At 60.0% G+C, this 23,929-nt stretch carries 19 protein-coding genes; 10 read left to right on the plus strand and 9 right to left on the minus strand.

Annotated features, from left to right (window positions below; genetic code table 11):
- Positions 1-249: 249 nt before the first annotated feature.
- Positions 250-678 carry an EamA family transporter gene (locus H8B15_RS17925; protein WP_187321029.1) on the plus strand — a complete coding sequence of 143 codons (429 nt, stop codon included), beginning with the start codon at positions 250-252 and terminating at the stop codon, positions 676-678.
- 197 nt (positions 679-875) lie between these two features.
- Here the strand turns inward: H8B15_RS17925 and H8B15_RS17930 are convergent, their stop codons facing one another.
- Positions 876-1,229 carry a hypothetical protein gene (locus H8B15_RS17930; protein WP_187321030.1) on the minus strand — a complete coding sequence of 118 codons (354 nt, stop codon included), beginning with the start codon at positions 1,227-1,229 and terminating at the stop codon, positions 876-878.
- A gap of 16 nt (positions 1,230-1,245) precedes the next feature.
- A complete protein-coding gene (locus H8B15_RS17935; protein ID WP_187321031.1) occupies positions 1,246-1,695 on the minus strand; it encodes a GNAT family N-acetyltransferase in 450 nt (149 codons plus the stop codon).
- A 102-nt stretch (positions 1,696-1,797) separates the two neighbouring features.
- On the opposite strand from H8B15_RS17935, the gene H8B15_RS17940 reads away from it, so the two are divergent.
- The 9 genes from H8B15_RS17940 to H8B15_RS17980 all read left to right on the plus strand — a co-directional run bounded on the left by H8B15_RS17940 (position 1,798) and on the right by H8B15_RS17980 (position 14,065).
- Positions 1,798-2,778: an aldo/keto reductase gene (locus tag H8B15_RS17940; protein WP_187321032.1), complete on the plus strand. Its 981-nt coding sequence runs from the start codon at positions 1,798-1,800 to the stop codon at positions 2,776-2,778.
- Positions 2,779-2,971: 193 nt separating this feature from the next.
- The gene (cypC, locus tag H8B15_RS17945) at positions 2,972-4,303 is read left to right on the plus strand and encodes a CYP152 family fatty-acid peroxygenase CypC (RefSeq protein WP_187321033.1); all 1,332 of its coding nucleotides are present in this window, start codon (positions 2,972-2,974) and stop codon (positions 4,301-4,303) included.
- A 360-nt stretch (positions 4,304-4,663) separates the two neighbouring features.
- Positions 4,664-5,893, plus strand: a complete 1,230-nt coding sequence (locus tag H8B15_RS17950) for an oligogalacturonate lyase family protein (RefSeq protein WP_187321034.1) — start codon at positions 4,664-4,666, stop codon at positions 5,891-5,893.
- Positions 5,894-5,940: 47 nt separating this feature from the next.
- Positions 5,941-7,065, plus strand: a complete 1,125-nt coding sequence (locus tag H8B15_RS17955; protein ID WP_187321035.1) for a glycoside hydrolase family 88/105 protein — start codon at positions 5,941-5,943, stop codon at positions 7,063-7,065.
- Between the two features lie 128 nt (positions 7,066-7,193).
- Complete coding sequence (locus H8B15_RS17960; protein ID WP_187321036.1) at positions 7,194-10,037, plus strand: glycosyl hydrolase; 2,844 nt, start codon at positions 7,194-7,196, stop codon at positions 10,035-10,037.
- A 23-nt stretch (positions 10,038-10,060) separates the two neighbouring features.
- Positions 10,061-11,137, plus strand: coding sequence for a glycoside hydrolase family protein (locus H8B15_RS17965; RefSeq protein ID WP_187321037.1), 1,077 nt, complete (start codon positions 10,061-10,063; stop codon positions 11,135-11,137).
- 72 nt (positions 11,138-11,209) lie between these two features.
- On the plus strand, positions 11,210-11,527 hold the full coding sequence (locus H8B15_RS17970; protein WP_187321038.1) for an L-rhamnose mutarotase: 318 nt from the start codon (positions 11,210-11,212) through the stop codon (positions 11,525-11,527).
- Positions 11,528-11,878: 351 nt separating this feature from the next.
- Positions 11,879-13,291, plus strand: coding sequence for a glycoside hydrolase family 28 protein (locus H8B15_RS17975; protein WP_187321039.1), 1,413 nt, complete (start codon positions 11,879-11,881; stop codon positions 13,289-13,291).
- Between the two features lie 9 nt (positions 13,292-13,300).
- A complete protein-coding gene (locus H8B15_RS17980) occupies positions 13,301-14,065 on the plus strand; it encodes an SDR family NAD(P)-dependent oxidoreductase (RefSeq protein ID WP_187321040.1) in 765 nt (254 codons plus the stop codon).
- A 219-nt stretch (positions 14,066-14,284) separates the two neighbouring features.
- On the opposite strand, the gene H8B15_RS17985 is transcribed toward H8B15_RS17980, so the two are convergent.
- The 7 genes from H8B15_RS17985 to H8B15_RS18015 all read right to left on the minus strand — a co-directional run bounded on the left by H8B15_RS17985 (position 14,285) and on the right by H8B15_RS18015 (position 23,892).
- On the minus strand, positions 14,285-14,854 hold the full coding sequence (locus tag H8B15_RS17985; protein WP_187321041.1) for a LutC/YkgG family protein: 570 nt from the start codon (positions 14,852-14,854) through the stop codon (positions 14,285-14,287).
- Between the two features lie 120 nt (positions 14,855-14,974).
- On the minus strand, positions 14,975-16,345 hold the full coding sequence (locus tag H8B15_RS17990; RefSeq protein WP_187321042.1) for an LUD domain-containing protein: 1,371 nt from the start codon (positions 16,343-16,345) through the stop codon (positions 14,975-14,977).
- Between the two features lie 160 nt (positions 16,346-16,505).
- Positions 16,506-17,246 (minus strand): (Fe-S)-binding protein, encoded by a 741-nt coding sequence (locus H8B15_RS17995; RefSeq protein ID WP_187321043.1) that lies wholly within the window; start codon positions 17,244-17,246, stop codon positions 16,506-16,508.
- A 121-nt stretch (positions 17,247-17,367) separates the two neighbouring features.
- Positions 17,368-18,696: an FGGY-family carbohydrate kinase gene (locus H8B15_RS18000; protein ID WP_187321044.1), complete on the minus strand. Its 1,329-nt coding sequence runs from the start codon at positions 18,694-18,696 to the stop codon at positions 17,368-17,370.
- Between the two features lie 2 nt (positions 18,697-18,698).
- The gene (locus tag H8B15_RS18005; protein ID WP_187321045.1) at positions 18,699-19,979 is read right to left on the minus strand and encodes a sugar isomerase; all 1,281 of its coding nucleotides are present in this window, start codon (positions 19,977-19,979) and stop codon (positions 18,699-18,701) included.
- A gap of 480 nt (positions 19,980-20,459) precedes the next feature.
- Positions 20,460-21,503, minus strand: coding sequence for a GntR family transcriptional regulator (locus tag H8B15_RS18010; protein WP_246455672.1), 1,044 nt, complete (start codon positions 21,501-21,503; stop codon positions 20,460-20,462).
- Between the two features lie 289 nt (positions 21,504-21,792).
- Positions 21,793-23,892: a bifunctional aldolase/short-chain dehydrogenase gene (locus H8B15_RS18015; protein ID WP_187321046.1), complete on the minus strand. Its 2,100-nt coding sequence runs from the start codon at positions 23,890-23,892 to the stop codon at positions 21,793-21,795.
- Positions 23,893-23,929: the final 37 nt, after the last annotated feature.

Below are 23,929 nucleotides of genomic sequence, written 5' to 3' on the forward strand. Positions count from 1 at the left end.
CCCTATTGCAGTTGATGAAAGTCCGCCGGCCCGCTGCCGGCGGACTTTTGGTTTATCAGGGGTAGGGCAACTCGCCCGCCGGTCGGACGCCGGAGGCGTCGGACCGGCGGGCGATACTTTCACCTTGTTTGAGCAGAAGAAAACTCATTTCCGACAAAACAAGTTACCACTGCACGCTCATCTCACGTATCGTGGTGAAAATGTGCTGACTGCCTGCAACCTCGCGGGTGGTATCTCCTCAATAGCCTTATGTGGATTGTATTTTCTTTGCTGGCTGCCGTATCGGCGGCGGCAGTTGTCACGTTGTCGAAAATCGGAATTAAAAATATCGAGTCGAGCGTAGGCTTTGCTATTCAGTCGGTGCTGATTGTGATAGTGGCTTGGAGCGTGGTGTTTTTTCAGGGGCATGTGAGCGAGCTGGAGCGTATTGACCGGCGCTCTTGGATGTTTCTGGTGGCGGCGGGCGTTATCACCTGCATGTCGTCGCTGTTCTCGTTTCAGGCCCTGAAAATGGGCGAAGCCTCCCGTACCAGTTCGTTCGACAAGGTTTCGCTGGTATTCTCAGTTATTCTGGCCGTTTTTTTTCTGAAGGAAAAGGTAAACTGGCAACTGATTGTAGGTGCCACGCTGATGGGGGCCGGCGCTATTTTCATTGCGTACTCCAGCGACCCGAAGTAGGGTAGGGAAAGCAGGCGTTGCTTAGGTTGGAAGGGGACGAAAGCGTTGCAGCCGTGCTTGCCATTGCCGGTGATACCACCAAAAAACAGCACCGCTAGGCAAAAATATCAACGCCACAGACCAGCTAGCTACTTCCGGAAAAGAGAGGTGAGCTTGGTGCGAGAGTATTTCGGCCACCAAGCCCACGTATAGCTCCATTACCGACCAATACATGCCGTAGTAGTGCCCCACGTAAGCCACGAAGGCGCTGGCCGTTTGATGAGCACGGGCACCATGCCAACCAGCAAAGTGGCTGTCGTAAGCAGTGCGGCGTAGTGAAAAATACCGAACGCATGGTATACACGATATACACCAAAGGCGGTCAGTAGCATCACTGCCATGCTGCTGAGGTAGGCGTAGCCCAAGCCCTTGTGCACACGGGTACCCCACCGGCCCAAGAGCAGCACGCAAGGTCCCAGCAGCAAGGCCAGCACAGCAGCTATAAGGTGCAGGAAGCCCGGAAAGCTGTATACGCCAACTGAAACAGCTTTCGGAAAAAGCGCTGCGGACATAGAAAACGGATTGTGGTTACGGCCGAAACATATAAATGTGCTCAATCCCGTCCTCCAAATACACGTTGCCCTGTTGCACAAAGCCGAAGCTCTCGTAAAACGCTTTCAGATACAGCTGCGCGCCAATTTTAATGGGTTGCGGCCCAAAGGCTTGATCGCACGCGTTGATAGATTCGCGCATGAGCTCCCTACCCAGGCCGTAGCGCCGGTAGGCGGGCGACACCACCACGCGCCCAATGCTGGCTTGCTCGTAACATTCGCCCGCGTCGAACAGGCGGGTGTAGGCGGCCAGCTCGCCGGTTTCGGTGTGGCCCAGTAGGTGCAGAGCCGTTTGGTCTTGACCGTCAATATCCTGAAAAGCACAGGTTTGCTCCACCACAAACACCTCGCTGCGGAGTTGGAGCAGGGCGTATAGCTCGTCGAGGGAGAGGGCGGGGTAGGGCTTGAGAGTCCAGTTCAGCTTCATGGGAAAGTGGGGAGAAGGTCTAATCGAAGGCGCAAAGATTGCCGTAGTAGGGGAAACAATTGCGTTGCCCACTTGGGCAGCCTCACCCTTACGACTACATCTATGGACTATATCCGACTGGGCAACACCGGCCTGCACGTCTCCCGCATCTGCCTCGGCACCATGACCTACGGTAAGCCGACCGAGCGTTGGCCCTGGGCGCTGGAAGAAGAGCAGAGCCGCCCCTTCATCAAGCAAGCGCTGGAAAAAGGCATCAACTTCTTCGACACCGCCGATGTGTATGCCGACGGGGCCAGCGAGGAAGTGGTAGGCCGCGCCCTGCGCGACTTTGCCAAGCGCGATGAGGTGGTATTGGCCACCAAAGTGTTCAACCCCATGGGCCCAGGCCCGAACGATAAGGGCCTCTCGCGCAAGCACATCATGAGTGCCATTGATGCCAGCCTAAAGCGCCTCGGTACCGACTACGTGGACCTCTACCAGATTCACCGCTGGGACTACAACACGCCCATTGAGGAAACCCTGGAGGCCCTGCACGACGTGGTGAAGGCCGGCAAGGCGCGCTACATTGGGGCCAGCAGCATGTACGCCTGGCAGTTTGCGCAGGCGCTCTACCTGGCCGATTTGCACGGCTGGACGCGCTTTGTGAGCATGCAGCCGCACTACAACCTGGTGTACCGCGAGGAAGAGCGCGAGATGTTGCCGCTGTGTGAGGATCAGAAGATTGGCGTGATTCCCTGGTCGCCGCTGGCGCGGGGGCTGCTCACGGGCGGCCGCGGCAAGGAGCGCAACGAAACGGAGCGCGCCAAAACCGACGCCTTTGGCAAAAGCCTGTATGGCCGCGACGATGACTTTGCCGTAGCCAACCGCGTAACGGAAATTGCCGAGGAGCGCGGTCTGCCCGCCGCGCAAATTGCGCTGGCCTGGGTGTTGTCGAAGTCGGTCATCACCGCGCCCATCGTGGGCGCCAGCAAGCCCGGTCACCTCGATGACGCTATTGCGGCCGTGAATGTGCAGCTCTCGGCCGATGAAATCAAGCGGCTGGAAGAGCCCTACCAGCCGCATCCGGTGCTGGGCTTTTCGTAAGACCATTTGTCATGCTGAGCGGAGTCGAAGCATCTCACGTGCTCCGTCAGACCGTCATTTCGACCAGCGGGAGAAATCTCGCTTGATAGTAATTCTTCTCTACCATCAGCACGCGAGATTTCTCCCGCTGGTCGAAATGACTGCCTACTAGCATTACAGTCCGTTCTACCTACCTACTACAACCAATCAGCTAATGACTGCTATTCCGAAAGACAAAGCCCTCGACAGCACCTTGAGTCTACTACGCGAGGGGTACCACTTTCTGCCCCAGCGGCGCAAACGCTACCACTCCAATATTTTTCAGATGCGCCTGATGGGCGAGAAGGCCGTGTGCCTGAGCGGTGAGGAAGGCGCGGCCTTGTTCTACAATCAGGAGCACTTCCAGCGCGAGGGCGCCCTACCCCGGCGCATCCTCACGACCCTCATGGGTCAGGGCGGCGTGCAAACGCTGGATGATACCGCGCACCAGCACCGCAAAGTGCTGTTTATGAAGCTAATGACTCCCAATAGCCTGCACCAGTACAGCACGCTGGTGGCCGAGACTTGGCGTGCCTACCTGCGCCGGTGGGAGCAACTGGAGCAGGTAGAGCTGTTTCCAGAGGTGGAGGAAGTGCTGTGCCGGGCCGCGTGCGCTTGGGCCGGCGTGCCTTTCGAGGAGAAAGACATCAAGCCCCTGACCCGCGACCTGAGCGCCATGATTGACGCCTTTGGTGGGGTAGGGCCGCGCCACGCCAAGGGCAAGCTGGCCCGCCACCGCGCCGAGCGGTGGGTAGGCAAAATGGTTGACAACGTGCGCGCTGGCAAGCAATACGCCGTGGAAGGCAAGGCGCTGCATGCCATTTCCTGGCACCGGGAGTTGGACGGCAAGCTGCTGTCGACGCACGTGGCCAGCGTGGAGCTGTTGAATCTGATACGGCCCATTGTGGCCATTGGGCGCTTCGTGGTGTTTGAGGCGCTGGCTTTGCACGAGCACCCGCGCTGCGTTGAGCTGCTGCGCACCGGCCCGGCTCAGTACCCCGAGTGGTTTGCTCAGGAAATACGCCGTTTCTACCCCTTCACGCCGCTGCTGGGTGCCCGCGTGCGCGCCGATTTTGTGTGGCACGGCTACCGTTTCCGCAAGGGTACGCTCACGCTGCTCGACGTGCACGGCATCAACCACGACGAGCGCCAGTGGGAGCACCCGCACCTGTTCCGCCCCGAGCGGTTCCGCGACTGGAACGGCAGCCCGTTCAACTTCATTCCGCAGGGCGGCGGCGACTACGCCCACAACCACCGCTGCGCCGGCGAGTGGCTCACCATCGAAGCCCTGAAAACCACCGCCGTGCTGCTGGCTACCAGCATGACCTATGAAGTGCCCGAGCAAGACCTAAGCATTGATATGACCCGGATGCCAACCCTACCCGAAAGCGGCTTCATCATCCGCAACGTGCGCGCCACCGCCACAACGGCTGCCGTAGCGCCCATTGCCACCGCTCCAACAGTTGCGGCCGCAGCCGCAACGGCCGGTTGTCCCTTTCATCAGTAACAGAAGTTTTCCTGAAAGAAGCAGGGTGTCGCAAGCTGCGTAGCGGTTTTAGGTTTGTAGCAGGGTCTCTTCCAAAATACCCGCGCCGCGTAGCAGTGCAAGAAACGTCAAGGTTTCTTGCACTGCTACGCGGCTACGGCGGAGCAAATGAGTCCTTTTTCACGCGCCGCCTGCCTTTGTGCAGGCGGCGCTTTTTTGTGGGGTAGGCAGCGTGAGGCGGCATCTTGCCTGGGACCGAACAGTACAGGAAGGTGCAGCCCTCGGCAGCGGTTTTCTTGCGTAGGCGCTGGAAGTCACGGTCATTTTGACTAAGGCCGACTGCGTTTCACCTCACCGCTGTTCCGCCCTACCTTCCCGCCCATGAAAACGAATTGCTTCTTGCCTGTCTTGGCCCTGGGGGTGTCGATGCTGATGGCATCGAGTGCGCTGGCCCAGACCCGGCTTGCTACCGGCGCCCAAACGCCCATGCCCGCCGAGTGGGTAGACCAGGACACCGGGCACCGCGTGGTGCGCCTCACACCCCGCGATGGGAGCAATCAGAGTTTCTATTTTCATAACAACCCGTTTCTGCCGGCGCTCAAGGGCGGTGGGCCGCGCATGGTGTTCTACCACACCGATGCCCAGGGCAAGCAATTGCGCGTGCTTGATCTGAAAACCCGGCAGGTGACGCCTCTCACGCGCTACTTCAAGCAGGTGAGCGGCGAGATTGTGGCGCCCAAGCGCGGCGAGGTATATTACCAGACCGGCGACTCAGTATACGCCACCCGCGTAGACACCCGCAAGACGCGCTTAGTATACGTGTTTGCGAAGGATTTTCGGGCCAGCATCACCACCCTCAACGCCGATGAAACTCAGCTCGGCGGCGCCTGGGCCAGCGATGCAGAAAAGGAAATTTCGCGGCAGTTCCCGGAGAAGAAGGACTACTTTCGGCGCATTTACGAAGCGAAGCTGCCGCGCACGCTCTTCACGGTGAGCACCCAGGGTGGTAAGCTCAACAAGCTCTTCACCGACTCGGCCTGGCTGAACCACGTGCAGTTTTCGCCCACCAATCCGCGCCTGCTCATGTTCTGCCACGAAGGCCCCTGGGAGCTGGTAGACCGCATCTGGACCATTGACACGCAGCGCAAGCAGGTGAAACTGGTGCACAAACGCACTATGGACCGCGAGATTTTCGGCCACGAGTGGTTTGCGCCCGACGGCAATACCATCTGGTTTGACCACCAGCTGCCACGCGGCGCCACCTTTTTCGTGACGGGCACCAACCTGAAAACCGGTCAGGAAAAACGCTACCAGCTAACCCGCGACGAGTGGTCGGTGCACTACACCAGCTCGCCCGACCAGAAAGTGTTTGCCGGCGACGGCGGCTACCCTACCTCCGTGGCCCACTCGCCCAACGGCCACTGGATCTACTTATTCCGTCCCAACGGCGACAAGTTCGATGCCGAAAAGCTGGTGAACCTCGCCAAACACGACTACAAGCTGGAGCCCAACGTGCACTTCACGCCCGACGGCAAGTGGCTGGTCTTTCGGGCTAATTTCGAGGGCGAGAGCCAGGTGTACGCCGTGGAAATCGCCAAAGTCAGCTCCTGATGAATCACTCACGCCCTACACATCCCAACCGCTTCTTGCCTAGCCTAATGCTCAAATCCATCCTCACGGCCGCGTTGCTGGCCCTGCTTACGCTTCCTACCCAGGCGCAGAAGCTGCCTAAGAAAAAGGCCATTCTCAAGACGATGACCCGCGCCAACGACTACTTCATGCAGAAGTGGCCCGACACCGGCAAGGAAATCGTGACCAACAAAGCCCGCCCCAGCCACATCTGGACCCGCGCCGTGTACTACGAGGGCCTGATGGCGCTGCATGATATCGACAAGCAAAAACGCTACTACGACTACGCCGTGGACTGGGGCCAGCAGCACCAGTGGGGCTTGAACCGTGGGGTAGAAACCCGCAACGCCGACAACCAGTGCGCCGGCCAAACCTACCTGGCCCTCTACGAAATTGACCCGCAGCCCGAGCGCCTGCGCGATATCAAGGCCAGCATCGACCGGATGGTGCAGAGTCCTGGCGTGGATGATTGGTGGTGGATTGATGCCCTGCAAATGGCTATGCCTGTGTATGCCAAGCTGGGTGTGATGACCCAGGATACCGCCTACTACGGCAAGATGTATCGCATCTACAACTACTCCAAAACCCAGCACGGCGGCCACGGCCTCTACAACCCCCAAGACCAGCTTTGGTGGCGCGACAAGGACTTTGTGCCGCCCTACACAGAGCCCAACGGCGAAGATTGCTACTGGAGCCGCGGCAACGGCTGGGTGGTAGCAGCTATGGTGCGCGTGCTCGACATCCTACCTAAAGACGCCCCCCACCGCCAAGAGTACGAGCAGATGTACCTGAATATGATGCAGGCCCTACCCCCCTTGCAGCGCCCCGATGGCTACTGGAACGTGAGCCTACACGACCCTACTCACTTCGGCGGCAAGGAGGTGTCGGGCACGTCGCTGTTTATCTACGGCATGGCGTGGGGCATCAACCACGGCCTGCTCGATGAGCAGAAGTACCGCCCTATCATTGCCAAAGCCTGGAACGCCATGAGCAAGGAGGCGGTGCACCCCGATGGCAAGCTCGGGTTTGTGCAGGGCACCGGCAAGGAGCCCAAAGATGGCCAGCCCGTGAGCTACACTAGCACCCCCGATTTCGAGGACTATGGCCTGGGCTGCTTCCTGCTGGCGGGTAGTGAGATTTATAAGATGAAATAAGGCGAGTTTAGCCCGCAGAAGACGCAGAGGGTTGCGCAGAGGGCGCAGAGGTGGTTCCGCGCACTGCGTCCTCTGCGTAACCCTCTGCGTCTTCTGCGGGCTAAAACCGTTGTGCACATCAACTATTCATGAAAAAGTCTCTTCTCGCATTACTAACTGTCGCTGCGCTGCACCAAGTACAGGCCCAAGCCCCAAAGTGGCCTGACATCACGCAGCAGCACAAGCCCTGGACGCGCTGGTGGTGGGAAGGAAGCGCCGTGAACGAGCAGGACCTCACGCGCCTGCTCACGCAGTACCAACAGGCGGGGTTGGGCGGCATGGAAATCACCACCATTTATGGGGTGAAGGGTGCAGAAAAACAATTCATCGACTTTCTGTCGCCGCAGTGGGCAGACCGACTGACGTACACATTGCGCGAGGCCAAGCGCCTGGGGTTGGGTATTGATATGGCGCAGGCCTCAGGGTGGCCGTTTGGCGGGCCGTGGGTGACACCCGACGACGCCTGCAAATATGTGGTCTGCCAGACCTATACCGTGCCCGGCGGCGGGCAGCTTGCCGAGCCGGTGCGCTACGTGCAGAAGCCCATTATGCGCGCCGTGGGCCAGCCCATGGACCTCAAGCAAATGGCCCAACCCGTGGCGAAAAACCCCGATTTGCAGCTGCATGCCTTCGACCAGGTGCGCTTCGAGCGGCCGCTACCCTTGCAGGCGCTCATGGCCTACGGGGCCAATGGCAAGGTGCTAGACCTCACCAGCAAGGTAGGTGCCGATGGTCAGCTGAACTGGACCGCACCAACCGGCAGCGCCTGGACGCTCTACGCCGTATTCGAGGGCTGGCACGGCAAGCAGGTGGAGCGCGCCGGCCCCGGCGGGGAGGGCGACGTGGTAGACCACTTCTCCAAACAAGCCACCGAAGACTACCTCAAACCCTTCGACGCTGCCTTTAAGGAAAAGGATATCAGCTACTTGCGCGCTTTCTTCAACGATTCCTACGAGGTAGACGACGCGCAGGGCGAGGCCAACTGGACGCCGCGCATGTTTCAGGAGTTTGAAAAGCGCCGCGGCTACGACCTGCGTCAGCACCTGCCGGCCCTGTTCAGCCAGGAGGCCGACAACGACCAGCACCGGCGCGTGCTCAGCGACTTCCGCGAAACCGTGTCGGAGCTGCTGCTCGAAAACTACACCCAAACCTGGCACGATTGGGCCAAAACCCACAACGCGCTGATTCGCAACCAGGCGCACGGCTCGCCGGCCAACATCCTCGACCTCTACGCCGCCACCGACATTCCGGAGACGGAGGGCGAAGACCTGCTGCGCATCAAGTTTGCCTCCTCGGCGGCGCACGTGGCGGGCAAACCGCTCACCTCGGCCGAAACCGCTACCTGGGAAAACGACCACTTTCTGTCGAAGCTCTCCGACGTGAAAAAGGCCGTGGACCGGATGCTGCTCGGCGGCGTCAACCACATCTTCTACCACGGCACCAACTACTCGCCCCAGGCCGCCGCGTGGCCCGGTTGGATGTTTTACGCGGCCGTGCACTTCAACCCCAACAACTCCTTCTGGCCCGATTTCGGGCAGCTGAACCGCTACGCTGCGCACTGCCAGAGCTTCCTGCAAGCCGGCCAAGCCGCCAACGACGTGCTGGTGTACCTGCCCATCTACGACGCCTACCAGCGCCCCGGCAAGGTGCTGCTCCAGCACTTCGACGGCATCGAGCACGGCTTCAAAGGCATGCCGGTAGGGGCCACGGGCGAGGAGCTGCTGAAACGTGGCTACGGCTTCGATTTCATTTCCGATAAGCAATTGCTGGGCGTGAAAACGGCCGGCCGCGCCCTGCAAACCGGCGGCACCACCTACCAAACCATCCTGGTGCCCGCAGCCCACACCATGCCCGAAGCCACGCTGGCCCAGCTCCTGCACCTGGCCCACGAGGGCGCCACGGTAGTGTTCCAGGGCCAACTGCCTACCGATGTAAACGGCCTCCACGACCTCAAAAAGCGCCGCAAAGCGTTTCAAAAGCAACTGAAAACGTTGAAGCTACAGGCTGCGTCTGGCGGCGGGCAGCGCGCTACCCTCGGTAAAGGCACGGTGCTGGTAGGCACCGATGTAGACCAGCTCCTAACGGCCGTCGGCGTGCGCCGCGAAACCATGGTGGACCAGGGCCTGGAATTTGTACGCCGCCGCCACGCCACCGGGCACTATTACTTCGTGACGAACTGGGGCGAGAAGGCCGTGGCGGGCTGGGTGCCGCTGCACACCGCCGCCCAAACCGCGGCCCTCTACAACCCCATGACCGAGCAGCTGGGCCTGGCTGCCGTACGCAACGCCACACCAAACGGGGCCGAAGTATACGTGCAATTGGCCCCCGGCGAGTCGTGCATTCTAGAAACCAGCACCAATGCCCTCACCGGCCCGACCTACGCCTACCCCCGGCCCACTGGTCCGGCCCAGCCGCTGGCGGGGCCCTGGCAGGTGCGCTTCACGGCGGGCGGCCCTACACTGCCTGCTTCGCAACGGCTCAGTCAGCTAACGTCCTGGACGGATTTCGGCGGCGAGGCCGGCCGGCAGTTTTCGGGCACGGCGGCCTACACGGCCACGTTTGCTGCTCCGGCTGCTGCCGCCGATGGCTGGCTGCTCGATTTGGGTAGGGTAGGGGAAAGCGCCAGCGTGCAGCTCAACGGGGAGCCGCTGGGTACTCTTTTAGGCCCTGTTTATCAAGTATTTATTCCGAAGGCAAAGCTCCGGATCAGCAACACGCTCACCGTCAACGTCAGCAATGGCATGGCCAACCGTATCATCGGTATGGACCAGGCCGGCCAGCAGTACCGCATTTTCTACAACACCAACTTCCCCGCCAAGCTCAAGGAAAACCGCGGCCCCAATGGCCTGTTCACCACGGCCGGCTGGCAGCCCCAGCCTTCGGGTCTGCTCGGCCCGGTCACGCTCACGCCGGTGTCAAACCAGGCACCGTAACCTCACGCCAGAACAAACAGCCCATGCCAACCCGCCGCCACTTCCTGACCACGCTTGCCCTCGCGCCGCTGGCGCGGGCGTTTGCCGGCCGGCTGCTCGACGCGCCTACCTACCCCAAAAGTGCTTTCGCCAGGTTCAGCAAGCACCTAAAGCCCATGAGTAGAGCGCTGGAAATGGAGGGCTACTACGTGTGGTGCAACAGCCCGATTTACGGCCCCGATGGCAAGGTGCACGTCTTTTTCTCGCGCTGGGAGGCCAAAAAAGGTATGAGCGGCTGGATCAACGGGTCGGAAATAGCCCGCGCCGTGGCCGACTCGCCCGCGGGGCCGTTTGTGTATCAGGAAACCGTTCTGTCCCCGCGTGGCCCCGGCTTTTGGGATGCCACCACCTGTCACAACCCCGCCATTCACTACGTGGATGGGCAGTATTGCCTGTTTTTCATGGGCAACAGCAACGGCAAAACCAACACCAAGCGCATCGGGCTGGCTACCGCGCCTACCCTCGCCGGCCCCTGGACCCGCCCCGATGAGCCCCTGCTGCTGCCCGGCCCCGCCGGCGCCTGGGACGACCACTGCACCACCAACCCGGCCTTCGTGCAGTACGAGGGGAAATACTGGCTCTACTACAAATCGTGGAACACGGCGGAGTACGAAACCTCGACGGACCCTACCATCCGAGGCAACCGCAAGTACGGCTTGGCCGTGGCCGACCAGCTGCACGGCCCCTACGTGAAATACGTCGGCAACCCCGTTATCGACTTTTCGGGGCAGGGGCACAACAAGCAGTTTGAGGATGCCTTTGTGTGGCACCAGCACAGCCGCTTCAACCTGCTGGCCCGCGACATGGGCGTGTACAGCCATGAGGTGGGCCTCTACCTCGAATCGAAAGACGGCAAGGCCTGGACCTACCCCAAAATTGCCTTCCTACCCCTGCGCGACTACGGCGTGCAGGAGCCGCCCGCGCCGCCCAAACTCAAGCGCTACGGCCGCCTGGAGCGCCCCCAGCTGCTGCTGCGCAACGGCAAGCCCGAGTACATGTTTTGCGCCTCACAGGGCGGCCAGCACATGACGGCCTCGGGATTTGTGTTCAAAATCACTTGACAACCCTACCTGAACTACGTTGCGGAATAGCTGCGTAGCCACTTTCTACTGCATCCTCACCCACTACCCTACATGGAAGAAATAGCCTTTACGATGCAGCTGAAGCCCGGCGTGGAAGCCGAATACCAGCGCCGCCACGATGCCATCTGGCCCGAACTGTCGGAGGCACTTGTGGCGGCCGGTGTCCGTGACTACGCCATCTATCTGCACCGGGAAAGCGGGCTGCTGTTTGCCGTGCAGCGGCGCCTACCCAGCCACACCACCGACGCCCTGCCCGGTCTACCCATCATGCAGAAATGGTGGGCCTACATGGCCGATCTGATGGAAACCAACCCCGACAACTCGCCCGCAGTAACGCCCCTGCCGTGTGTATTTCGGCTTACATCTTAGACTTATTCCTGAACAATTAAGAATCGAAAAAAACGTCTGTCATGCTGAGCTTGTCGAAGCATCTCGCGTGCTGATGTTGGATACTATCTTTCATCAGCACACGAGATGCTTCGACAAGCTCAGCATGACAGACGTTTTCGCGTAGATTTTAATTTGGGAACAAGTCTCTTAAGTAACAGGAGAGTGCGGGAGGGTAGGGCCAGAGAAAAGATGCAGCTTTGAAGTAGGCTACTTTACAAACAAAGGCGTGGCTGGATGCCGGTGCTGCGGCCGTGGGAATCCGTCGTGCTACTTTCCCAGCCATGCGCTTTGTTGCCTGCCTATTCTCTCGCTTCCCAACTCCCCACCCGTATGAAACTGCTGCTCTCGTTGCTGCTGCCGCTGCTGGCCTGGCAGCCTGCTCCCTCATCGGCTCCCGCCACTGACCCTGCCTGGGTGCAGGAGGTAGGCGCCAAAACGCAGCCCACGGCCAAAACCACTTTCCTGGTAACGAAATACGGCGCCGTGGCCGATGGCAAAACCCTCAACACACAGGCTATTCAAAAGGCCATCGACGCGGCGGCTAAGAAAGGCGGCGTGGTCACGTTTGCGCCGGGCGAGTACCTCACGGGCTCTATTTTCCTGAAAAAAGGTGTGACGCTGAACATCCCCAAGGGCGTAACGCTGCTCGGTAGCCAGGACCTGAAAGACTACCCCGACATGCCCTCACGCATTGCGGGGGTAGAAATGGTGTGGCCCGCTGCCCTCATCAATATTCTGGATCAGCAGAACGTGGCCATCACCGGCCAGGGCACCGTAGATGGGCAGGGCAAGCCCTTTTGGGATAAGTACTGGGCCATGCGCAAAGAATACGACGCCAAAGGCCTGCGCTGGATTATAGATTACGATGCCAAGCGTCCGCGCACATTGCTGGTGTCCAACTCATCCAACGTCACCCTGAAGGGCATCACCTTGCAGCGCGCCGGTTTCTGGACGGTGCACATTCTGTACTCCAACCACGTAACGGCCGACGGCCTGGTGGTGCGCAACAACATCGGCGGCCACGGCCCCAGCACCGACGGCATCGATATCGACTCCAGCTCCCACGTGCTGGTGCAGAACTGCGACATCGACTGCAACGACGACAACTTCTGCCTGAAGGCCGGCCGCGACTGGGACGGCCTGCGCGTGAATCGCCCCACCGAGTACGTGGTGATTCGGGACTGCGTGGCCGGGGCCGGCGACGGGCTGGTGACGTGTGGCTCCGAGACGTCGGGCGGTATCCGGCACGTGCTGGCCCGCAACCTCTCGGCCAAGGGCACCAAGTATGGCATCCGGCTGAAATCGGCCACCAACCGCGGGGGCGTGGTGGAAGATATTATCGTAGAGGATATTACGATGGACGCCGTGCGCGTGCCCATCATCATGACCATGAACTGGAACCCGGCCTACAGCTACTCCTCGCTGCCCGCCGGCTACACCGAGGCTACCCTACCCGAGCACTGGAAGAAGATGCTGGCTAAGGTGGAGCCCGAGCGTGGCACCCCGCACTTCCGCAACGTGCGCATCAGCAACCTGCGCGCTACCGGTGCTAAAGAGGCTATTTCGGCCGAAGGGCTGGCGGCGTCGGTGCTGGAGAATTTCACGCTGGAAAACGTGACCATCACCACCGAAACGGCCGGCAAAATTGACTTCGCCAAGGGCTGGCATATCAAAAACCTCGATATTACGGCCGAAGATCAGGAGCCCGTGGCCGTGCAAAACAGCACGGGCATGACATTTTAAGAGGATTTCATGTTTAGCTTACAAGGAAAAAGCGCCGTCATTACGGGCGGCGGTAGTGGTATTGGGCAGGCCATGTCTCAATTATTTGCCAAGCAAGGTGCCACGGTGCACATCATTGAATTGAATGAAGAAGCCGCCCGGCAAACCGTAGACACCATTACGCAGGCTGGCGGCCAGGCCCAGGCCCATCACCTCAATATCAGCCAGCAGGCGGAGGTAGTACGGGTGTTTCAGGAAATCGGTAAGATTGATATTCTGGTGAATAACGCCGGCATTGCGCACGTAGGCAACGTGGAAAACACCGCCGAGGCCGACTTCGAGCGCGTGTATCAGGTGAACGTGAAAGGCGCTTACAATTGCCTATACGCTGCCCTACCCTTGATGAAAGCGCAGGGCGGCGGGGCCATTCTGAATCTGGCTTCCATCGCCGCCGTGGTGGGCATCTCCGACCGGTTTGCTTACTCCATGAGCAAGGGCGCCATCTTCGCCATGACGCTCTCCGTGGCCCGCGACTACCTAGACGCCGGTATCCGGTGCAACAGCATCTCGCCGGCCCGCGTGCACACGCCCTTCGTGGATGGCTTTATTGCCAAAAACTACGCTGGCCGCGAGGAGGAAATCTTCGAGAAGCTGTCGAAAAGCCAGCCCATCGGCCGCATGGGCAAGCCCGAGGAGGTAGCCGCCCTGGCCCTCTACCTCTGCTCCGACGAAGCCGGCTTCGTAACCGGCTGCGACTACCCGCTGGACGGCGGCTTCATTAAGCTGAACAATTAAAAAATTGTTTGCGTCAGCTGAAAAGGCTGCCGGAACGGTGTAGAGACGCAACCTTGCGTCTCGTCGGCCGCGCCGTTTGGGCGAAATCGTTCAACGACGAGACGCAAGGTTGCGTCTCTACACCGTTCACTAGTTGATGAAAACAACTTATAAAGGAGCGTCTTCGCTAGGGAGGGCGGGGTAGCGAGACCACAAAGTGCCGCTACCCCGTTCTGCTATTTATACCAGCAACACCACCATACTACGCGCCCCGTGCGCCCCAATCACCAACGACTGCTCGATATCGGCCGTTTTGGACGGGCCGGCCAGGAACGTGCCGTAGCCACCCACCGAGGGCAGGCGGGCATAGGCCTGGTGCATGGTGGCTACCAGGTTGCGCCGGTCCAGCACCAGGGCCAGGTGCTGGGTAATCATGGGCAGGGCGCGGTGTAGCATGTTGGCCTCGGGCACCCAAATAGACCCGTTTTCGGCCACGCCGAACTCGCCTTGCAGCACGGCCAGGTCCACGGCGGCCAGCACCTCGATGGGCGTTTGCGCGTCTACGGGCACGTTGGCTTCCGGCAGCAGGGGAGAGGCAATGCGGTAATCGGCCGGAAACAGCTGGTGAATCACTTCGGGCAGCCGGGCGGCATCGGTTACCTCCACCACCGTGCCGCCAATGCCCTGCACAATACTGGTAAACTTCTCCACCGAATCATCGCCCTCAAACGACGGCACGGTAGGCAGCGGCAACTCATCGGGCTGGTTGGCCCGCACGGCGGCTAGTATTTTCTCGCGGGAAGAGGACAAGAGGTGAAATTGTGAAGTTGTGAAATTGTGAGTATTGAAATTGTGAGGGGTGAGATGATTAATTTAATGTTCTGACCGCGCAGGTTGCATATTAGAACGTCAAACTCACCATCTCACTCCTCACAATTTCACCATTTGCTGGGCGTACCACTCGCGGAAGCTTTGTTTGGGCGGCTCGGGTAGCTCGCGGGCAATGGCCCAGGGGTTGTAGCCCTTGCCGTGGGTGAGGCCGTGGGGTAGGAAACGCAGACCCTGGCGGGCCACTTTGCCGCCCAAACCATACATGGCGGGCTTGGCCAGCACGCGGCTGAGCAGGCGCATGCTCCACTTCTTGCTGGCCGGAATTTCGCCCTCTTGTCCCAGCACCTGCCGCCACTTATACAACTGGGTATGAATGTCGATTTTCACCGGGCACACGTCGGTGCAGGAGCCGCATAGCGTGCTGGCGAAGGGTAGGGAGGCGTGCTTGCGCATGTCGATGTTGGGCGACAGAATCGCGCCAATCGGCCCCGGAATGGTGAAATCGTAGGAGTGGCCGCCGCTGCGGCGGTACACCGGACAGGTGTTCATGCAGGCCCCGCACCGGATGCACTTCAGGGAGTTGCGGAAATCGGGGCGGCCGAGCTGCTTGGTGCGCCCGTTGTCCACAATCACCACGTGCAGCTCCTTGCCCTCGGCGGGTTTGCTGAAGTGCGACGTGTAGGTGGTGATGGGCTGGCCGGTGGCCGAGCGTGTGAGGATGCGCGTGAACACGCTCAGGTCGGAGAGGCGCGGAATCAGCTTTTCCATGCCCATGCAGGCAATGTGTACCTTGGCCAGGTTCACGCCCAGGTCGGCGTTGCCCTCGTTGGTGCACACCACCACCGAGCCGGTTTCGGCCACCGCGAAGTTCACGCCCGAAATGGCGACTTCGCTTACCAGAAACTTCTCGCGCAGGTGCTGGCGGGCGGTTTCGGTGAGCTGCTGCGGGTCGTTGTTGCCTTTTTCGGTGCCCAAGTGCAGGTGAAACGTGTCGCCGACATCCTCTTTTTTGAGGTGAATGGCGGGCAGCACCACGTGGCTCGGCGCCTCGTCGCGCAACTGGATAATCCGCTCGCCCAGGTCGGTGTCTATCACGTCTACCCCGTGCTTGATGAGGTAGGGGTTGAGGTGGCATTCCTCCGTCAGCATGGACTTGCTCTTGACCACGCGGGTGGCGCCGTGCTGCTGCAACAGGCCGAGCACAATCTGGTTGTGCTCGTGCGCGTCGGCGGCCCAGTGCACTTGCACGCCGTTGCGGCGGGCGTTTTCCTCGAACTGTTGCAGGTAGAAGTCCAGCCGGCTGAGGGTGTGGTCCTTAATATCGGAAGCCAGCTGGCGCAGCTCCTGAAACTCGGGCGTGGCGTACACGGCCTTGTCGCGCTTCTGGCGCACAAACCACAGGGTGGCGTCGTGCCAGGTGGTGCGCTCAGTGTCGAGCAGGAAGATATCAGAACGTTTGGAATGACTCACAGGTGGGTAATGACTAGCGAATGGTAAACTGCTCCGGTCCGACGCCGGTAGCGTCCGGCCGGTATCGTTGAACAGGCTTCGTGCCGACGCCTACCCAAATGGCGCAGATGTCAGCAACGGTACCGGTCGGACAGCTGAGCCGTCGGACCGGGCGGGCGACTCACAGAATGGCGCCGTTTAGGATTTCGGCCGCGTGCATCACTTTGATGGGCAACTTGGCGCGGCGCACAATGCCCTCCAGGTGCATCAGGCACGACATGTCGCCGCCGGTGAGCACGCGGGTGCCGTTGCGGACGTGGTCGGCCACGCGGTCTTGGCCCATGCGGGCCGAAATGCCGGCTTCGCTCACGCAGAACGTGCCGCCGAAGCCGCAGCACTCGTCGTTGCGGTCCAGCTCGGTCAGCTCCAGGCCCTGCATACCGCTGAGCAGCCGCTTCAGCTGCCCGTCGCGCACGGGCGTCATCTCCGATTCGTTGGCCTGGTGCAGGCCGCGCTGGCCGTGGCAGCTCAGGTGCAGCCCTACCTTATGCGGAAAAGAACCCGGTATTTCGCTGATGCCGAGAATGTTCAGGATAAAATCGAACAGCTCGTAGGTGTTGGCGCGCACGTGCTGCACGGCCGGCGTCTGCTCGATGATGTCGAAGTGCTTGCGGACGTGGTAGACGCAGCTACCAGCCGGCCCGACCACGTACTCATACCCATCAAACGTATCCACAAAGTTGTAGTACACCGGAATGGCGTCCTGCTCGCAGCCGCTATTGGCCATGGGCTGGCCGCAGCAGGTCTGTTGCTTGGGAAAATCGGCCTGCACGCCCAGTTTTTCCAGCAATTGTAGGGTGGCAATGCCTACCTGCGGATAAAACTGATCGACGTAACAGGGAATAAAAAGGGCTACTTTCATGAGTTACTCTGAACGTCATGCTGAGCTTGCCGAAGCATCTCGCGTGCTGACGATAGATTATGTCCAACGTCAGCACGCGAGATGCTTCGGCAAGCTCAGCATGACAACGAATCTATGCTGTTCAGCTGAACAACAGCTGCGTTTTCTTCCAGGCTTCGCCCTGTTCCAAATGAATGAGGGCGCCCAGGGCGGTGGCTTGCGGCACTTCCAGCGTCCGGATTTTGGCATCTGGAAAACTCTGGCCGAGCAGCTGCATGAACAGCGGGTTGCGCGCAAAACCGCCGTCCACGTAAATCAGTTTCTCGTCTTGCCGCACCAAGTTAATGGATTCGGTGAGGATGGTCATCAGCCCGTGCATGAGATGCTGGTAGGCATCGGCGGCGGTGCTGAAGCTGCTTAGGTCCCACTCCGCAACCGGCTGGTCGGGGTAAGGACCGGTGCCCTTCATGCACCACGGCCGGAAGCTGGCCGAGGCCGCATCGTAGGGCCGCGCCACCATCAGCGAGTGGTAGAAATCGGGCTTCACATGGAAATAATCGGCAATGCGCTGCACCTGGAAGTCGTGCTCGCGCCCGAAAAACACGCGCGATGCTTTGGTCATATCGCCCTTAGGCGAAAGGTAGCTGAGGCAGTCGCGGCGCAGCAGCTCGGGCGTGAGTGGCTCGCGGTTGAAGGGGTTGAGCGTGACAGCCCACGTGCCCGTAGATATCAGCAGAAACGGCTTCTCATTCTCCTGCATGTAGGGCAGCAGGGCGGCCGAGCTGTCGTGCAGGCCTACCCCTACCAGGATGCCATCTACCACCGAGGCAATGGAGTCGCGGGTGAGGGGCGCCAGCTTGTCGTCGATGCCCTCGCGGTACACCCAATCGTGGTAGCGCCCCAGCTTGAAATCCCACAGGCCCGTATGGCAGCCCACGGAAGTATAGTCGCTAAAGGCCTCGCCAGTAATGAGGTAGGAGAGATATTGTGGCAAATGCAGGGACGTGCGGATGCGGCTAAATTGCTCGGGCTGCGTGTGCTTCAGCCAGTAGAGCTGCATGCCCGAGTTCAGCATGCCCATCTGCGGCGAGCAGGTTTCGGTGGCAAACTCGGTAGGGAGTTGCTCCAGTTCAGCGTAGAAGGCCTCCTGCACCGGGGCGGGTAGGGGCTTGAGGTAGTTGTAGAGCGGCAACACCGGCTGCCCATTGGCGCCCAGGTGCACAAAGCTGGCCCCGTAGGAGGTGAAGTTCACGCCCTTCAGGTTGTAGTGCGTGTTCTGGCGCAGGGCCTGCCAGCGGTCCAGCACCCACTGCGAGAGGCGGCTCAGGGTTTCGCAGGCAAAACCGTCTTCATCCACGGTTTCCAGGCACACTTGCTGGTGCTCGTCGATGATCTGGCGCGCCTCATCAAACAGGATAACTTTCTTGTTGGTCTTGCCAACGTCGAACACGGCGTAAATTGGTTTTTTCATGCTTACAGGCCGGTCGAGAGGCTGAGTTTGCCGCGTTGCTGAATGAGCTGCTCGCGCACCTGCGCGGCGCGGTAAGCCGCCACCGGGCTGAGGACGCCGCCGCTCTGGCGGTAGGCCTCCTGCACCAGGGGGCGCACGTCGGTCAGGAAAGCGTCGCGCAGGATTTCCTCGGCCCGCACCACGTCGTTGGTTTCCTGCGCTTCCTGCAAGGCGGCGCGGTCTACCAGCAGGGCTTTGGCGTAGGCGCCCAGGATGCTTTCTACCGATTGCAAGAGGTCTTCGAGCGGGTCTTTGGTGTTGTGGCTGGCATCAATCATGTAGGCCACGGCCGGGTTGGTCACGGCCTCGTCCTGGGCACCGTCTACCAGCTCATTGAAAATCAGGAAGAGCTGATAGGGCTTGATGCTGCCCGTGGTCAGGTCGTCGTCGCCGTACATGGAGCCGTTGAAGTGGAAGCCTCCCAGGCGGCCGAAGTGCAACAAGCGCCCCACAATCTGCTCGATATTGGTATTGGGCAAGTGGTGGCCCAGGTCTACGAGCACCTGCGCCTGCTTGCCCAAATACTGACATAGCGAGTACGACGTGCCCCAATCGGGAATCACCATGGAGTAGAAGTGCGGCTCGTAGGGCTTGTACTCAATCAGCAGGGTCATGTCGGAGGGCATGGCCTCGTAGATGCTGGCCAGCGACTCGGCCGTGCGCTGGTAGGCGCGGCGCAGGTGCTGCTGACCGGGAAAGTTGGAGCCATCGGCCAGCCACACAGTGTGCACCTTGGCGCCCAGCTGCTGGCCGTACTCCACGCACGCAATGTTGTGGTCGATAGCCTGCTGGCGCACAGCGGCTTCGGTGCTGCTCAGGGAGCCGAATTTGTAGGAGTGGGGCTGCTCTTTTTGGTCCTGAAACGTGTTCGAGTTCATCGAATCAATCGTCAGGCCTACCTCTTGCAGCTGCTGCTGCACGGCGGGCACGTCCTGCGGAATATCCCACGGAATGTGCAGCGAAATGGAGTTAGACGAGCCGTTAAGCTGATTTAGCAGCGCTACGTCGGCAATTTTTTCTTCCAGGCTGCGCGGCTCGCCGCCCCGCGGGTAGCGCCCGAAGCGCGTGCCGCCCGTGCCCAAAGCCCAGCTCGGAATAGCCACCTGAAAATCAACCAGTTTCTGCACTACCCCCGCCACGTCGGTACCCCGGCGGTTCAGGAGGTCGGTGAGGTACTGGTAGCGAAACTCGTGGTCGGAAAGGTGCGACCGGTTGAAGTCGTGGAGTTGTTGGTCGGAAAGCATAGCGGCGTCTGGGGCAGGGTGGGGTAGGGGGCTTGACAGCCTTCTGGCAGTGGCACGCACCTAATGGTGAGACATAGTTTTTTAGAGAAGCAACTTACCTTTTCTACCGCCGCAAACTGTTCTGAACTCTCCTGTATGGGCAGGATTAAATGGCCTGTTATCGCTTCATTACGTTTCGAAAAAAACGCCTGTCAGTTGCGCAGCCGAAGTATTATGCAGTATACCCGAACGAGTATACTGCGTGGTAGATTGACCGTTTTTATACCCGTTTGGGTATAACTAAAGACGGCTACCGGCTGCTTAAAAGCTGTGTTTAAGTTATATCGGTGAGCCGTTGGAACGATGTAGAGACGCATGCTTGCGTCTCGTCGTTGAACGATGCGGCCGACAGATGTTCAACGACGAGACGCAAGTATGCGTCTCTACATCGTTCCAACTAACTTAAATAGCCTCAGCAGCCTTATCTGAGTATCATAGAGGTTACAGCGACCCGCGCCGAATCGTATAAAACGGATTCTTCACCTTCACGCGCTGCTTGTCTAGCAGCAGCTCGGCGGCGGTGCGGCCCATGGCCTCAAAGTCGGTGGTGATGACGGTGATGCCCAACAGCTCCTTCAGGGTGCTGGAATTGAACGACAGAATCCCGATTTCGCGGCCCAGCAGGTAGTGCGTCTGCCGTACTTTCTTGATCAGCTCGGCCAGGTCGGTGGTTTCCACTACCACGTAAGCCGTGCCGGGCTCCATCACCTCCGGAATGGCGCTTTCCTTCACCGCAAACTCCTTTTTGTAGTTGATGCAGAAGCTGCGGAAGCCCCAGGCAATTTCCATGGGGTAGTTGTTGCCCACGCTGGGTAGGATGAGCACCAGGCGCTGATACTTTTCCAGCAGGTCGTTGGTGCCCTCCAGAGCGGTGAAGATGTCCTTGTCGAAATCCTGGTACACCGTCAGCGGTTGGTGCTTCAGCTCGGGCATTTCCTTGTCCAACAGTACCAGCTCCTCGGGCGGAATGGCGTTCAGAATGCTCTTGTAGTCGGCCTTGCCCAGATCCTGGGTGAAGTGGGGCATCACTACGTAGTGGTTGTACTTGCCCGCGTTCTTCTCCATGATTTCCTGGAAGATAGAAGCGCTGTAGTGGTGAATCTGCAAATCGACAGTGGCATGCTCGCCCAGGGCCTGCAAGAAGGCGTAGTACACGATTTTCTTATAGGAGCTGAGCTTGTTGAGCACCAGCAAAATCTTGAGCTTGTTGTTGTCGGGCGCCTGCACGTAGTAGCCTTTGCCTTGCACCGAGGTGCAGAAGCCCCGCTCGCGCAACTCGCGGTAGGCTTTTTCCACGGTGTCGCGGGCTAGATAATACTCAGCGCTTAGCTCGCTGATGCTGGGTAGCTGGTCGCCCTTGTGGAGCTTGCCGCGCTCAATATCGGCAATAACCGACTGCACAATCTGCTTGTATTTCGGCGTTTTATCAAAGGGCTTAAACTGTAGCTTATACATGCTTTGGGTGGGAGAAAGCAGGGTAGCCATAAGCAGATGAGCCAGCGGTTTTAGTGGGTAGAAAATAGGCCCAATGATTGGATAAAACCAGGGGGCACAGATAGAGCGGAAACAAGGCAGACACTGGCAGACGCATAAGCTACAAGGTTTTCGAAATGATGCGTAGTGTATTCGCTAATAAAATACTGCAAACGTTTTCGGGAACGTTCCCATAAAAACTACGCGCTTATTGGGAGGGAATAGACTGTATAAAAAATAGACCGGATTGGCTCGCCAATCCGGTCACATGACAAAGAATATAAAATATAAAAATCAAAAGTTAGCGCACGAAAGCCATGGCCACGCCGCCATCCACGTTCAGGATGTTGCCGGTTGATTTGGCCAGTTGGTCGTCCACGAACACCAGCACGGCCTTGGCAATGTCCTCAGCTAGCACTTCTTCGCCCAGCAGCGTGCGCTTTGCGTAGTGCGCCGGCAGCTCCTCCACCGATACGCCGTAGGCCTTGGCCCGGCCGGCGGCCCAGTCGCCTTCCCAGATTTTGCTGCCGCGCAGCACCGCGTCGGGGTTTACGGTATTCACGCGGATGCGGTCCGGGCCCAGCTCGGCGGCCAGCAGGCGCGTCATGTGCTGCTGGGCGGCTTTGGCCGTGCCGTAGGCCACGTTGTTGGGGCCGGCTACCAGGCCGTTTTTGCTGGCAATGTTCACGATGCTGCCGCCCAGCTTCTGCTGGCGCAGAATCTCCACGGCGGCCTGGCTGACCAAAAACTGTCCTTTCACCAGCACGTCGTTCAGAATGTCCCAGTCGGCCTGGGTGGTGTCGGCCAGGGGCTTGCTGATGCTCAGGCCGGCGCAGTTCACCACAATGTCTACCCCACCAAACTGCAACACGCTCTGCCGCAGCGACTCGGCTATGGTCTCGGCATCGGTCACGTTGATGGCGGCGGTGAGGGCGTTGTCTTTGCCGTAGCGCTTGCGCAGCTCGGTTTGGGTTTCTTCCAGTCGGTCGCGGTCTACGGCTACCACGCAGGCGCCGTTTTGCAGCAGCACTTCGCAGATGGCCTTGCCAATGCCGCCGGTACCGCCCGTTACGTAGGCCACCTGCCCAGAGAGCGACTTGGGCTTGGGCATGCGTTGGAGCTTGGCTTCTTCCAAGAGCCAGTACTCAATATCAAACGCCTCTTGCTCAGGTAGGCCCTGGTATTCGCTCACGGCCTCAGCGCCCTTCATCACGTTGATGGCGTTGGTGTAGAACTCGGCGGCCACGCGGGCGGTCTGCTTGTCTTTGGCAAAGCTAAACATGCCCACACCGGGCAGCAAAATCACTACCGGGTTGGGGTCGCGCAGGGCGGGGGAGTTGTCGTGCTTGCTGCGCTCGTAGTAGGCGGTGTAGTCCTGGCGGTAGGCGTCGAACTCCTTTTCTAGGTAGGCCTGCACATCGTCCTGGCCTACCTGCTCGGGGTCGAGTACCAGGGGGCGGATTTTGGTGCGCAGGAAGTGGTCGGGGCAGGAGGTGCCCAGGCGAGCCAGGCGCGGCAGGTCGTGGGAGTTCACGAATTCCAGCACGCGGGCGTCGTCGGTGAAGTGGCCCAGCATGCGGCGCTGCTGCGAGGCCAGGCCGCGCAGGGTAGGCATGAGCTTGGCGGCCTGGGCGCGGCGCTCCTCGGGCGAGAGGCTTTCGCGCTGAGCACCGCCAAACACGGGGCGCTTCTTACCGTAGTTGGCTTCGAGGTAGGTAGCGGCCTGCTCAATCACTTCCAGCGTGTTGAGGTAGGAAGCATACGACGTATCGCCCCACGTAAACAGGCCGTGGCCGCCCAGAATCACGCCGCGCACGCCGGGATTGTCCTGCACCACTTTTTCCAACTGCAAGCCCAGATCGAAGCCCGGCCGCTGCCAGGGCAGCCAGGCCATCGTGTCGCCCCAGATTTCCTTCATAATCTGCTCGCCGTCTTTGCTGGCGGCAATGGCAATGAGGGCATCGGGGTGGAGGTGGTCGATGTGCTTGAAGGGTAGGAGGCCGTGCAGGGGCGTGTCGATGCTGGGCGCGGCGCACTTGGGGTCGAACAGGCAGTGGTTGAACAGGGCCACCATCTCGTCTTCAAACGCCAGGCCGCGGTAGCGGTGCTTGAGCTGGTGCAGCTTCTCTACGTAGAGGTTGGCGCAGCCGGCTTTGGTGAGCGTGCCAATGTCGCCGCCCGAGCCCTTCACCCACATCACCTCCACGGGCTGGCCGGTCACGGGGTCGGTTTCGGTGATTTTGCAGCTGGTATTGCCGCCGGCGTAGTTGGTCAGGCGCAGGTCGGCGCCGAGCAGGTTGCTGCGGTAGATGAAAAGCGCTACTTCGTCGCCGGCAAGCTCCAGCGCCTTCGCTTCGTCCCACAAGTAGCTGACGTGCTGAAAGGTTAACGTTTTTTCCATAAGTTGAAACGGCCGGCGGATACCGGAGTCTGGTTGG

Source organism: Hymenobacter citatus (genome assembly GCF_014333615.1).
Taxonomy (GTDB): domain Bacteria; phylum Bacteroidota; class Bacteroidia; order Cytophagales; family Hymenobacteraceae; genus Hymenobacter; species Hymenobacter citatus.

Excerpts from the sequence above, each read along its gene's own strand:
- H8B15_RS17925 (WP_187321029.1), top strand. The coding sequence starts at position 250 with ATGTGGATTGTATTTTCTTTGCTGGCTGCCGTATCGGCGGCGGCAGTT.
- H8B15_RS17930 (WP_187321030.1), bottom strand. The coding sequence starts at position 1,229 with ATGTCCGCAGCGCTTTTTCCGAAAGCTGTTTCAGTTGGCGTATACAGC.
- H8B15_RS17935 (WP_187321031.1), bottom strand. The coding sequence starts at position 1,695 with ATGAAGCTGAACTGGACTCTCAAGCCCTACCCCGCCCTCTCCCTCGAC.
- H8B15_RS17940 (WP_187321032.1), top strand. The coding sequence starts at position 1,798 with ATGGACTATATCCGACTGGGCAACACCGGCCTGCACGTCTCCCGCATC.
- cypC (WP_187321033.1), top strand. The coding sequence starts at position 2,972 with ATGACTGCTATTCCGAAAGACAAAGCCCTCGACAGCACCTTGAGTCTA.
- H8B15_RS17950 (WP_187321034.1), top strand. The coding sequence starts at position 4,664 with ATGAAAACGAATTGCTTCTTGCCTGTCTTGGCCCTGGGGGTGTCGATG.
- H8B15_RS17955 (WP_187321035.1), top strand. The coding sequence starts at position 5,941 with ATGCTCAAATCCATCCTCACGGCCGCGTTGCTGGCCCTGCTTACGCTT.
- H8B15_RS17960 (WP_187321036.1), top strand. The coding sequence starts at position 7,194 with ATGAAAAAGTCTCTTCTCGCATTACTAACTGTCGCTGCGCTGCACCAA.
- H8B15_RS17965 (WP_187321037.1), top strand. The coding sequence starts at position 10,061 with ATGCCAACCCGCCGCCACTTCCTGACCACGCTTGCCCTCGCGCCGCTG.
- H8B15_RS17970 (WP_187321038.1), top strand. The coding sequence starts at position 11,210 with ATGGAAGAAATAGCCTTTACGATGCAGCTGAAGCCCGGCGTGGAAGCC.
- H8B15_RS17975 (WP_187321039.1), top strand. The coding sequence starts at position 11,879 with ATGAAACTGCTGCTCTCGTTGCTGCTGCCGCTGCTGGCCTGGCAGCCT.
- H8B15_RS17980 (WP_187321040.1), top strand. The coding sequence starts at position 13,301 with ATGTTTAGCTTACAAGGAAAAAGCGCCGTCATTACGGGCGGCGGTAGT.
- H8B15_RS17995 (WP_187321043.1), bottom strand. The coding sequence starts at position 17,246 with ATGAAAGTAGCCCTTTTTATTCCCTGTTACGTCGATCAGTTTTATCCG.
- H8B15_RS18000 (WP_187321044.1), bottom strand. The coding sequence starts at position 18,696 with ATGAAAAAACCAATTTACGCCGTGTTCGACGTTGGCAAGACCAACAAG.
- H8B15_RS18005 (WP_187321045.1), bottom strand. The coding sequence starts at position 19,979 with ATGCTTTCCGACCAACAACTCCACGACTTCAACCGGTCGCACCTTTCC.
- H8B15_RS18010 (WP_246455672.1), bottom strand. The coding sequence starts at position 21,503 with ATGGCTACCCTGCTTTCTCCCACCCAAAGCATGTATAAGCTACAGTTT.
- H8B15_RS18015 (WP_187321046.1), bottom strand. The coding sequence starts at position 23,892 with ATGGAAAAAACGTTAACCTTTCAGCACGTCAGCTACTTGTGGGACGAA.